The sequence below is a fragment of the Methylobacterium indicum genome, assembly GCF_001043895.1.
Classification (GTDB): domain Bacteria; phylum Pseudomonadota; class Alphaproteobacteria; order Rhizobiales; family Beijerinckiaceae; genus Methylobacterium; species Methylobacterium indicum.
The window spans coordinates 1-11253 of the sequence record NZ_JTHF01000184.1; the positions used below are offsets into that span (position 1 = coordinate 1).

Sequence of the window (11253 nt, forward strand, 5' to 3'; positions counted from 1 at the left end):
GTCGGGATCGGGGGCATCACCGGCTCGCTGCGGGGCGGGCGGACGGGCGCGGTGCCGGGATCGGGGAAAGCCGGCGCCCCGGCGAGCGGGGCGGCCGGACGGGCCGTGAGGAGCGCGCGCTCGATGCGTCCGAGCCGGGCGACCACGGCGGCGATGCCGAGCAGCACCGCGCCGCCGCTCGCCCCGACGGTGCCGGCGATCACCATGGTCCAGCCGACCTCGAGCCGAATGAACGGGATGCCCTGGACCATCGCGGCGAGGCCGCCGAGCAGCATCAGGAGGGCGAGCACGGTCAACGCAACGATCATCGGACTCTCGGAGGTAGCGGGTGATCTCGGCGGGTCTGTCGGAGACGGCCGAACGGGCGGTCCGGAGCCGCGGCCCCGTCCGCCCAAGCGACAGACTTAAAGGTGCGAGCCGCATTTGCAAAATCGCCACGCTTGAGCGGCGTCCGGGACCGGCCCGAGGCGTCCAAAGCCCGGGACGGCGGCGCCCGGATGGACGGCCGGCGTTGCCGCCGGCGCGCGGCCGACTTAGGTAGACGCGGGTGACGCGGCGGCTCCCCCGGGGAGCGCCGCGAGGACCCGAGCGATCCGGAGACACGCCATGGCCTTCACGCTGCCCGAACTCCCCTACGCCTACGACGCGCTGCAGCCCTACATGTCGAAGGAGACCCTGGAGTTCCACCACGACAAGCACCACAAGGCCTACGTCGACACCGGCAACAAGCTGCTCGAGGGCTCGGAGCTCGCCGGCAAGAGCGTCGAGGAGGTGGTGAAGGCCTCCTACGGCCAGAACCAGCCGCTGTTCAACAATGCCGGCCAGCACTACAACCACATCCACTTCTGGCAGTGGATGAAGCCGAACGGCGGCGGCGCGATCCCGGGCGCGCTGGAGAAGAAGATCGCCGAGGACCTCGGCGGCACCGACAAGTTCAAGGCCGACTTCATCCAGGCCGGCGTGTCGCAGTTCGGCTCCGGCTGGGCCTGGCTCGCCGTGAAGAACGGCAAGCTCGAGATCATGAAGACCCCCAACGGCGAGAACCCGCTGGTGCACGGCGCCAAGCCGATCCTCGGCGTCGACGTGTGGGAGCACTCCTACTACATCGACTACCGCAACCGCCGTCCCGACTACCTCAAGGCGTTCATCGAGAACCTGGTGAACTGGGAGCACGTCGAGAAGATGTACGGCGAGGCGATCGCCTGATCGTATTCTGAGCAGATTTCGCCGAACCGGATACCGGTTCGGCGACGAAAATCTGCGACGGAACAAGAACTTCAGCGGGCGAAGCGTTGGCCCGCCAACGCAAGTCTGCTGAGCAGCGCCATTTCGAGAGCCCCCTCCCCGCCCGGGCGAGGGGGTTTTTCTATGCGACGGGCCCCGGCACCAGCCGCAGGCCCTCGCGCTGCAAAAATGCCCCGAACCGGGCCGAGGCGAGATAGGCGAGTTCGAGGGGCCGGCTCGCCACCACCGGGTCGAGGGCCCGCAGCCCCTCGTCGATCTCGCCCGGGTGGCACATCACCACCGGCGCCGGCCCGAGTGCCGCGAAGCTCCGCTCGAACGCCGCGGCGACGCCGTCCCCGTCCGCGAAATCCGAGAAGCCGGAAAAGCCGCGATTGGTCGCGAAGCCGGCCCGCCGGGCCGCTGCCCGGAAGCCGAGGCCGAGCCCTGCCACCACCAGAGCCTTGCGGGCCTGTGGGCGCGCCCGGATCGCGCCCCGGCGGTCGCCCGGATCGCGCAGCCAACCCCGCCACCCCCGCGCCGCGAGCGCCGCGAGCAGCGCGCCCCGGATACCGGGCAGCACGTGGACATGCTGATGCCCGTCGACGAAATCCGGCAGCCGGCCCATCGCGGCGGCGAAGGCGTCGATCTGGCGCTCGATCTCGGGGCGGATCTCCGCCGCGTGCAGGCGCCCCGACAGGCTCAGGGCGAGAATCCGGCCGAGCGGCGGCAGGCGAGCGTCCGGCGCGAGGCGCGGCATCGCACCGAGCGGCGCCCCCGCCGTCAGGGTCAGGTGGAGGCCGAGCCCGACCGTGCCGGCGAGCTCCCGCAGCGGGGCGGCCGCCTCGCGGAAGGCCGGGATGTTGGTCATCGACCCGGTGGCTGATATGCGCCCCTTCCGCGCCAGGTCGAGGATGCCCCGGCTGACGCCCGGGCTCAGGCCGTAATCGTCGGCGCAGAGCACGACCGGGTGCCGTTCAGGAAGCATGGCTTAGATCTCGCGCACGAACCGCCGGTGCCCTGCACCGACCCGATGACCGATTGTCGCCGGCTCGCGCCGCGGCACGACACCGAAACGAGGGACAGCGCCGTGGAGCTGTTCGCACACCCCGCGCCGGTCGACCTGAGCGTCGTCATACCGGTCTTCAACGAGAGCGCCAACGTCGCCCCGCTCCTCGCCCGGCTGACGCCGGTGCTGGAGCGGTTGACGCCGGCCTGGGAGGTCGTGTTCGTCGACGACGGCAGCCACGACGACACCGCCGCCGTGGTGGCGGCCCATCACGCCGCGGAACCCCGCATCGGCGCGGTGTCGTTCAGCCGCAACTTCGGCAAGGAGATCGCCATCGCGGCCGGGCTCGACCACGCCGAGGGCCGCGCCGTGGTGATCATGGATGCCGACCTGCAGCACCCGCCCGAGCTGATCGCGACCTTCTGGGAGCGCTGGCGGGAGGGCAACGTCATGGTCTACGCGCAGCGCACCGACCGGGACGACGAGAGCGCGATGCGGCGCGGCTTCGCCCGCCTGTTCTACCGGCTCTTCGCCCGCTTCGGCGAGATGCCGCTGCCGGAGGGCGCCGGCGACTTCCGGCTCATCGACCGCAAGGGGGTCGACGTCCTGCGCGCCCTGCCGGAGCGGGCCCGGTTCTCCAAGGGGCTGTATTCCTGGATCGGCTTCCGCTCGGTCGGGGTGCCCTACCAGGTCGAGGAACGCCAGCACGGCAGCTCGAAATGGAGCTTTCGCAAGCTGTTCCGCTTCGCCTTCGACGGCATCACCTCGTTCTCGACGGTGCCGTTGCGGGTCTGGACCTATCTCGGCGGCACGATCGCGGCCGTGGCCCTGCTGGCGGCCCTCTACTTCGTCGCCGACACGCTGCTGCGCGGGCCCGACGTGCCGGGCTACGCCTCGTTGATCGTCTCGGTGATGTTCTTCTCCGGCGTGCAGCTGATGTCGCTCGGCATCATCGGGGAATATATCGGGCGCATCTTCGCCGAGGTGAAGCGGCGTCCGCTCTACGTCGTGGCCGAGCGCATCGGCCCGGCGGCGGTCGGCCACGACCGCTTGGTCCGCGACGACCGCCGCGGCAACCGGCGCGCCCGCTATTCCGGCGCCGCCTGACCGTCTCCGGCGAAACTCCCCGTCGCCGCCCGGTGTGGCGGCGGCGGCGCGGGGGGAGTCTTGCGTGATGCCCTAGGCCGTCCGGTCGCGCTTCTCGCGGCAGCCCTGTGCTATGGACCGCCGCATGATTCGCAGCATCCTCTCGGTCGGCGGCTGGACGCTGGTCTCCCGCGCCACCGGCTTCCTGCGCGACGTGGTCATGGCCGCCGTGATGGGCGCCGGCCCGATCGCCGACGCCTTCGTGGTGGCCTTCCGGCTGCCGAACCACTTCCGGGCCATCTTCGGCGAGGGGGCGTTCAACGTCGCCTTCGTGCCGACCTACGCCTCCCTCGACGGTAGTGGGGAGACCGGCGCGGCGCGGGCCTTCGCCGACCGGGTCTTCACCCTGATGCTGCTGGTGCAGGTGGCGCTGCTGGCGCTCGCCCTGCCGCTGATGCCGGTGATCGTGCGGGCGCTCGCCCCCGGCTTCGTCGACGAGCCGGACAAGTTCGCGCTCGCGGTGACGCTGACCCGCATCACCTTCCCGTACCTGCTGTTCATCACCCTGGTGACGCTGCTGTCGGGCATCCTCAATGCCCGCCGGCGCTTCGCCGCCGCCGCCGCCGCGCCGGTGCTGCTCAACGTCTCGCTGCTGGCGGCCCTCGCCCTCGCCTTCCTGTTCCCGAATGCCGGCTACGCCGCCGCCTGGGGCGTCGCGGTGTCGGGGGTGCTACAGTTCCTGCTGGTCTGGGCCGATGCGCGCCGGGCCGGGCTCGCCCCGTCGCTGGTGCGCCCGACCCTGCGGGATACCGGGATGCGCCGGTTCTTTGCCATGCTGGGGCCGGCGGTGATCGGCTCGGCCGGGGTGCAGATCGCGATGTTCGCCGACACGATCATCGCCTCCTTCCTGCCGACCGGCGCGGTCTCGGCGCTCTATTACGCCGACCGGCTCTACCAGCTGCCCTTCGGGGTCATCGGCATCGCCGCCGGCACCGTGCTGCTGCCGGAGATGAGCCGGCGCGTCGCCGCGGGCGACCAGGACGGGGCACATGCGGCGCAGAACCGCGCCACCGGCTTCTCGCTCGCCCTCTCGGCGCCGTTCGCGGTCGCGTTCCTGCTGGTGCCGGACCTGATCATGACGGCCTTGTTCCAGCGCGGCGCGTTCGATGCGGAGGCCACCGCCCGGTCGGGGGCGGTGCTGGCCGCCTACGGCCTGGCGCTCCCGGCAGCAGTGCTGATCCGCAGCATCGTGGCGAGCTTCTACGCCCGCCAGGACACCCGCACGCCGGTCGTCGCCTCCCTGACCGCGGTCGCGGTCAATGTGGGCTTGAAGGTGATGCTCACCGGACCGCTCGGGGTGATGGGTCTCGCGCTCGCCACCGCCGCCGGTGTGTGGGTGAACGTGCTGATCCTGTTCTGCCTCGCCTATGGCCGCGGCTGGACCGCGCCGAGCCGCACGCTGATCGTCACCGCCTGCGGGGTGCTCGCCGCGTGCATTGTGCTTGCCGGCTGCACGCTGGGCGGCCTGCCGCTGATCGACGGCCTGATGCCGGCCCTGCCGCGCTTCCGCGACCTCGCGGTGCTGACGGTGCTCGGTGTGGCCGGGCTCGTCGCCTACGCGGCGACGCTGCTGGTCGCCTTGCGGCTGTTCGGGGTGCGGCTGCGGCGGGTGTGAGGCGGGAAACGCCGCGTGGGCGGGCTGGATCGGCCGGCCCGGCGGTCCGTCGTCACGAAGAAGCCTGCCCGATCCTGGCGACCGGGCAGGCTGCTTGGATCACACCCGCGCTTCCTCGAAGGCCCGCACCCACTCGGCGCAAATGCCGGAGCGCACGATGTCGTCGAGGCCGAACTCCACGATGGGGATCGGCATCATCCGGCTCTTCACCAGATGGATCACGGTGCGCAGACCCGAGGTCTCGCGCAGATCGGTCTGCGAGACGTCGCCGTTGATGATGACCTGGGTATCGTCGCCGATCCGGGTCAGGAACATCTTGATCTCGGCCGGGGTGGTGTTCTGGGCCTCGTCGAGGATCACCAGACAGTTCTTGAAGGTCCGGCCGCGCATCACCTCGAAGGGAACGACCTCAATGTCGCCGGCCTTGACGGCGATCTCGAAGGCGCCGTCGCCCATGCGCTCCTTCATGGTCTCGGTGAGCGGCGCGACCCAGGGCGCGATCTTCTCTTCGATGCTGCCGGGGAAGAAGCCGAGGGAACGGCCGGAGGGCACGTTCGGCCGGGTGATGACCACCTTGGCGACCCGGCGCTGGCGCAGCAGGTCGGCGGCGCGGGTGCCGGCGATGTAGGTCTTGCCGGTGCCGGCAGGGCCGAGGACGATGACTTGTGGATGGGACCCGAGGGCGTCCAGATATTCGGCCTGACGGGCCGTCATCGGCTGGATCGGTGGCGGATTGCGCTCCTCCTCGAAGCGAGTGCGGTGCACTCGGATCGGGCGGTCATCAACCAGTTCAAGTCGTGCGCGTCGTCTCTTCACGGATCAACACTCCCACTGGACTTGCGGTGCCGACTATCGTGTGCCCTCTCGTGTCCCAGATCTCCTGTGTTCTTGTAACGACTCTAAGCCTCTGGAGGCCGCGACGGTTCCGGTCGGAGGTGACGCAGGCGGTGGACAAGTCCGCCTGTTTCGACCGTCAGGGTAAGCAGAGGATGATGAACGGGCAATTGTCGCGCCGCACCATGCCGCTGCGAAACGGAGAACGAACCGCACGGCGCATCGGATTGTGATGAAAACCACACAGCGGCGGCGCGGCTGACGCGCGGGGGGCGGATCGGGTCGATCCGGGGGCCGGTCGAGGTCGCCACCTGATTGCCGCTCCCATCTGCCTCGCGAGGGAGAGAGCCTCGCCTCCCGGCCTCAGGCCGGCTGGACGAAGCTGTCGAGGACCATCTTTCGGCCGGCCTTGTCGAAGTCAACGGTGAGCTTGTTGCCGTCGACCGCGGACACCGAGCCGGGCCCGAATTTGGTGTGGAAGATCCGCGCCCCGACCTCGAAGGCCGAGGGGGTGCCGGTGGATTTCGCCACCAGCGTGCCCTCGATCTGCTGCGGCCCGCGCCGACCGGGGGCGGCGTTGCGCCCTCCCCCGCCAAAACCTCCCTGTCCGTAGCGGTCCTGGCCGGCGGTCTGGGCCTGCGCCCGCTGCCAGCCCGGGGTGGAATAGGACGAGCCGAAGGCCGGGGCCTGACGGTCGAAGCGCGACGGCCCCTGCGAAAAGCTCGCCGGCGCGTCGAGCACGTCGACGCTCGCCTCGGGCAACTCGTCGATGAAGCGGCTCGGCACGGTCGAGGACCACAGGCCGTGGATGCGGCGGTTGACCGCGAACGACACCTTGGCCCGCTTGCGCGCCCGGGTGAGGCCGACATGGGCCAGCCGCCGTTCCTCCTCCAGGCCCGCCCGCCCGCTCTCGTCGAGGGCGCGCTGGTTGGGCATCAACCCGTTCTCCCAGCCGGGCAGGAAGACGGTGTCGAATTCGAGCCCCTTGGCGGCGTGGAGCGTCATCAGGCTCACCCGGTCGCCGCCCTCGGCCTCGTTGACGTCCATCACCAGGGAGACGTGTTCGAGGAACCCGGCGAGGTCCGGGAACTCCTCCATCGAGCGCACGAGTTCCTTCAGGTTCTCGAGCCGCCCGGCGGCATCGGCGGTGCGCTCCTTCTGCCACATCTCGGTGTAGCCGGATTCCTCCAGGATCGTCTGCGCCACCTCCGTGTGCGGCTGGTCCTCCAGGAGCTTGGCCCAGCGGGCAAAGCTCTGGCACAGGGCGCGCACGGTCGAACGGGGCTTGGGCTTCAGCTCCTCCGTCTCGCTCATCATCCGGGCGGCCTGGAGCAGGGGCACGTTGGCGCGCCGCGCCAGGCCGTGCAGGGCCTGGAGCGTCGCGTCGCCCAAGCCGCGCTTGGGCGTATTGAAGATCCGCTCGAAGGCGAGGTCGTCGGAGCCGTTGGCGACGATGCGCAAGTAGGCCAGCGCGTCCCGGATCTCGGCCCGCTCGTAGAAGCGCGGGCCGCCGACCACGCGGTAGGGCAGGCCGAGCTGGACGAAGCGATCCTCGATCTCGCGCATCTGGGCCGAGATCCGCACCAGGACGGCGATCTCCGACAGCTTGTGGCCCTTGGCCTGCAGGCTCTCGATCTCCTCGCAGACGAGGCGCGCCTCCTCCTCCGAATCCCAGGCGCCCGTGACCGTGACCTTCTCGCCCTCCGGGCTGTCGGTGCGCAGGGTCTTGCCGAGCCGGCCCTCGTTATGGGCGATCAGCACCGAGGCGGCGGCCAGGATATGGCCGGTCGAGCGGTAGTTGTTCTCCAGTCGCACCACCAGGGCACCGGGGAAATCGTGCTCGAAGCGCAGGATGTTGTCGACCTCGGCGCCGCGCCAGCCGTAGATCGACTGGTCGTCGTCGCCGACGCAGGCGACGTTGCGGTGTCCCTGGGCCAGGAGGCGCAGCCAGAGATACTGCGCGACGTTGGTGTCCTGGTACTCGTCGACCAGGATGTAGCGGAAGCGCTGCTGGTAATTGGTGAGAATGTCCGGATTCTCGCGCCACAGCTTCAGGCAGAGCAGCAGCAGGTCGCCGAAATCGACGGCGTTGAGCGATTTCAGCCGTTCCTGGTAAGCGGCGTAGAGCCCCCCGCCCTTGCCGAAGCCGAAGGCCGAGGCCTCGCCCGCCGGCACCTGCTCGGGGGAAAGGCCGCGGTTCTTCCAGCCGTCGATGGTGCCGGCGAGGCTGCGGGCCGGCCAGCGCTTCTCGTCGAGGTCGGCGGCCGCGATGACCTGCTTCAAGAGCCGCAGCTGGTCGTCGGTGCCGAGGATCGTGAAGTCGGAGCGCAGGCCCACCAGTTCGGCGTGGCGGCGCAGGATCTTGGTGCCGATGGCATGGAAGGTGCCGAGCCACGGCATCCCCTCGCCGGCCGGACCGATCAGCGCGCCGATGCGCTCCTTCATCTCCCGGGCGGCCTTGTTGGTGAAGGTCACCGACAGGATGTCGAAGGGGCGGGCGCGGCCGGTGGCGATCAGGTGGGCGATCCGGGTCGTCAGCACCCGGGTCTTGCCGGTGCCGGCGCCGGCCAGCACCAGGATCGGCCCGTCCGTCACCTCGACGGCGCGGCGCTGCTCCGGGTTCAGCCCGTCGAGGTAGGAGACGCCCTGGGGCACCACCGCGGCGCGGGCGCGGGCGGAGATCGAGGTGGAGCCGGTCCCGGCGGCGGTATCGCGAGTCATGCCGGCATCACTGGACCAAAACGCGAACGGCGTCGAGGGCGGAGGACGCATGAGTGCCCAGGCGGGCGGGGCTCGTCGGGCGGAGCGTCCGGCGCGGAACCTTGCAGGAGACGCCGCGTCGTCCCCACCTGACAGCTCACGCTCCCGCAAAAGAGGACACCGATGCGCGCCCACAGTTTCCTGATCCTCGCCGCCGCGCTCGCGGCGCCGCTCCCGGCCCTGGCCCAGAACCAGGCCCCGGGGAACCGCGCCCAGCAGCGGGTCGAGGGGATCAACCGCTCCATCGAGAGCAACAGCGAGATCCGCGGCATCCAGCAGCAGAACCGCTTCGAGACCAACCAGCTCCAGGGCCAGATCCAACGCCAGCAGAGCCTGCCGCCGGCACCCCTGCCCCCGATCGGCGTACGGCGCTGAGGGACGGGTCCCGCGCCGGAGAGTCCTCGCGCCGTCAGTGACGGACGCGGGCGCCGCCGGCCGCGAAAGCCATGGTGTCCGGCCGGTGGTGGCCGCGGGCCGGGATGCCGATCACCCGGCCGAGGTCGTCGGGCCGCGGCAGCCGGGCATGCGAGCCGAGCATGACCGCGAGGTTGGCCTGGATGTCCTCGGGAAACGGCGCGACGCGCCGGGTCGCCGGATCGACGTGGAGGGAGAGGTTTTCCGACGAGGCGGCGACCCAGCCCTCGGCCGCGTGGCGGATCTCGGAATAGAAGTGCAGCCGTTTCTCGTCGAAGGCGATGAGTTGCAGCGTCACCCGGATCGGGTCGTCGAGCACCAGCTCGCGGCGGTAGCGGACATGGACCTCGGCCGCGAAGGTCGTGCCGCGCCCGCTCTCCAGATAGTCGGGTCCGAGACCGACCACGCCGAACGCCTCGTCCACCGCCCGGTCGAACAGGACGTGGTAATACGCCATGTTGAGGTGGCCGTTGTAATCGATCCATCCCGGCTCGATCACCATCGTGGACGACACGAACGGCGCGAAGAAGAAGATCGAGGCGGGGCGGTCGTCTGCCATTGTGGGGCTCCCGATGGCGCACGCGGGATGACAAGGGCGCCCAGGCACGTACCATGCTCGGACCCGGGATGCACCCCCGCATGCCTTGCACCTTGGGGCAAGGAGCCAGCCCCGCAGCGCACTTCTCCGTGACCGCCCCCGCGGATATGCCGGGTGGATGCGGCCTGATAGGATGGCCGACAAGAGGCCGGGACCCGCTTCGCGCACGGCGCCCGCCAGATCGTTTCGGGAGTCGAGATCGCCATGAACGCCCTGAGCCCCGCCCCCTCGCGCGAGCGCCCGTCGCCGGAGACCGTCGAGGCGGTGATCCGCGAGCTGACCGCCCAGTTCGGCAACCGCGTCGTCACCTCGCAGGCGGTGCGCGAGCAGCATGCCAGCACCCTGACCTGGGTCGCCAACCAGCCGCCGGACGCGGTGGTCTATGCCGAGAGCACCGAGGACGTGCAGGCGATCGTACGCGTCTGCGCCGCCCACAAGATGCCGGTCGTCGCCTTCGGCACCGGCACGTCGCTCGAGGGGCACGTCAACGCGCCGTATGGCGGCATCTCGATCGACATGAACGGGATGAACAAGGTCCTGGCGGTCCATGCCGAGGACCTGGATTGCGTGGTCCAGCCCGGCGTGACCCGCAAGGCGGTGAACGAGCACCTGCGCGACCAGGGCCTGTTCTTCCCGATCGATCCCGGTGCCGATGCCTCGCTGGGCGGCATGGCGGCGACGCGGGCATCGGGCACCAACGCGGTGCGCTACGGCACGATGAAGGACAACGTGTTGTCCCTCACCGCCGTGATGCCGAACGGCGACATCGTCCGCACCAGCCCGCGCGCCCGCAAGACGTCGGCCGGCTACGATCTGACCCGGCTGATGGTCGGTTCGGAGGGCACCTTCGGCATCATCACCGAGCTCACCCTCAAGCTCGCCGGCATCCCGGAGGCGATCTCCGCCGGCGTCTGCCCGTTCCCGAGCATCAAGGCGGCCTGCGACGCCGTCATCGTGACGATCCAGTCCGGCCTGCCGGTGGCGCGCATCGAGCTCCTCGACGAGGTCCAGGTCGCGGCCTGCAACGCCTATTCGAAGCTCACCCTGCCCGAGACCCCGCTCCTGCTGGTCGAGTTCCACGGTTCCGACGCCAGCGTGCGCGAGCAGGCCGAGCGCTTCGGCGAGATCGCCGCGGAGTTCGAAGGCGGGCCCTACGAGTGGGCGACGAAGCCGGAGGACCGCACCCGCCTCTGGCAGGCCCGCCACGACGTCTACTGGGCGGCGGTCGGCATGCGGCCGGGCGCGCGCGTCATCGCCACCGACGTCTGCGTGCCGATCTCGCGGCTCGCCGAATGCGTCGACGAGACCAAGCGCGACATCGTCGCGACCGGCATCACGGCGCCGATCGCGGGCCATGTGGGAGACGGCAACTTCCACACCTCGCCGCTCGTGATGATGGACGATCCCGACGAGATCGCCCGCGTCACCGGCTTCATCGAGCGCCTCGTCGCCCGTGCCATCGCCATGGAGGGCACCTGCACCGGCGAGCACGGCATCGGCCAGAAGAAGATGCGCTTCATGGAGCAGGAGCACGGGCCGGAGGCGCTGAACCTGATGCGGGTGCTGAAGCGGGCGATCGACCCGGACAACATCATGAATCCGGGGAAGGTGGTGGCGGTGTAGGCCGCCGCGCCTCCCGCCTGGAGCGAAGCGGCT

General features: G+C 70.3%; 9 protein-coding genes and 1 pseudogene. 5 read left to right on the forward strand and 5 right to left on the reverse strand.

From position 1 onward, the window contains the following. Positions 1-308: pseudogene (locus QR78_RS36170) on the reverse strand (hypothetical protein); the annotation flags it as partial. 298 nt (positions 309-606) lie between these two features. Here QR78_RS36170 and QR78_RS21070 point away from each other — a divergent pair. Beyond that, positions 607-1206 carry a superoxide dismutase gene (locus tag QR78_RS21070; protein ID WP_048429540.1) on the forward strand — a complete coding sequence of 200 codons (600 nt, stop codon included), beginning with the start codon at positions 607-609 and terminating at the stop codon, positions 1204-1206. 160 nt (positions 1207-1366) lie between these two features. On the opposite strand, the gene QR78_RS21075 is transcribed toward QR78_RS21070, so the two are convergent. Continuing rightward, positions 1367-2209, reverse strand: coding sequence for a ChbG/HpnK family deacetylase (locus tag QR78_RS21075; protein ID WP_048429541.1), 843 nt, complete (start codon positions 2207-2209; stop codon positions 1367-1369). Between the two features lie 102 nt (positions 2210-2311). Between QR78_RS21075 and QR78_RS21080 the strand changes: the two genes are divergently transcribed. Beyond that, on the forward strand, positions 2312-3337 hold the full coding sequence (locus QR78_RS21080; RefSeq protein ID WP_048429548.1) for a glycosyltransferase family 2 protein: 1026 nt from the start codon (positions 2312-2314) through the stop codon (positions 3335-3337). A gap of 124 nt (positions 3338-3461) precedes the next feature. Beyond that, complete coding sequence (gene murJ, locus QR78_RS21085) at positions 3462-4991, forward strand: murein biosynthesis integral membrane protein MurJ (protein WP_048429542.1); 1530 nt, start codon at positions 3462-3464, stop codon at positions 4989-4991. Positions 4992-5090: 99 nt separating this feature from the next. On the opposite strand, the gene QR78_RS21090 is transcribed toward murJ, so the two are convergent. Further along, a complete protein-coding gene (locus QR78_RS21090; RefSeq protein WP_048429543.1) occupies positions 5091-5807 on the reverse strand; it encodes a PhoH family protein in 717 nt (238 codons plus the stop codon). A gap of 381 nt (positions 5808-6188) precedes the next feature. Then, a complete protein-coding gene (locus QR78_RS21095; protein WP_048429544.1) occupies positions 6189-8546 on the reverse strand; it encodes an ATP-dependent helicase in 2358 nt (785 codons plus the stop codon). A gap of 162 nt (positions 8547-8708) precedes the next feature. On the opposite strand from QR78_RS21095, the gene QR78_RS21100 reads away from it, so the two are divergent. Further along, positions 8709-8960 carry a hypothetical protein gene (locus tag QR78_RS21100; RefSeq protein WP_048429545.1) on the forward strand — a complete coding sequence of 84 codons (252 nt, stop codon included), beginning with the start codon at positions 8709-8711 and terminating at the stop codon, positions 8958-8960. 34 nt (positions 8961-8994) lie between these two features. Here QR78_RS21100 and QR78_RS21105 read toward each other — a convergent pair whose 3' ends face one another. Continuing rightward, entirely contained in the window at positions 8995-9558 is a 564-nt protein-coding gene (locus tag QR78_RS21105) for a thioesterase family protein (RefSeq protein WP_048429546.1), read from the reverse strand. 243 nt (positions 9559-9801) lie between these two features. Here QR78_RS21105 and QR78_RS21110 point away from each other — a divergent pair, with 243 nt between their 5' ends. Then, positions 9802-11220 carry an FAD-binding oxidoreductase gene (locus QR78_RS21110; protein ID WP_048429547.1) on the forward strand — a complete coding sequence of 473 codons (1419 nt, stop codon included), beginning with the start codon at positions 9802-9804 and terminating at the stop codon, positions 11218-11220. Positions 11221-11253: the final 33 nt, after the last annotated feature.

What these genes read in the sequence shown, in the direction of transcription:
- murJ (WP_048429542.1), top strand. Translation starts at nt 3,462, where the DNA reads ATGATTCGCAGCATCCTCTCGGTCGGCGGCTGGACGCTGGTCTCCCGC.
- QR78_RS21095 (WP_048429544.1), bottom strand. Translation starts at nt 8,546, where the DNA reads ATGACTCGCGATACCGCCGCCGGGACCGGCTCCACCTCGATCTCCGCC.
- QR78_RS21105 (WP_048429546.1), bottom strand. Translation starts at nt 9,558, where the DNA reads ATGGCAGACGACCGCCCCGCCTCGATCTTCTTCTTCGCGCCGTTCGTG.
- QR78_RS21070 (WP_048429540.1), top strand. Translation starts at nt 607, where the DNA reads ATGGCCTTCACGCTGCCCGAACTCCCCTACGCCTACGACGCGCTGCAG.
- QR78_RS21110 (WP_048429547.1), top strand. Translation starts at nt 9,802, where the DNA reads ATGAACGCCCTGAGCCCCGCCCCCTCGCGCGAGCGCCCGTCGCCGGAG.
- QR78_RS21100 (WP_048429545.1), top strand. Translation starts at nt 8,709, where the DNA reads ATGCGCGCCCACAGTTTCCTGATCCTCGCCGCCGCGCTCGCGGCGCCG.
- QR78_RS21075 (WP_048429541.1), bottom strand. Translation starts at nt 2,209, where the DNA reads ATGCTTCCTGAACGGCACCCGGTCGTGCTCTGCGCCGACGATTACGGC.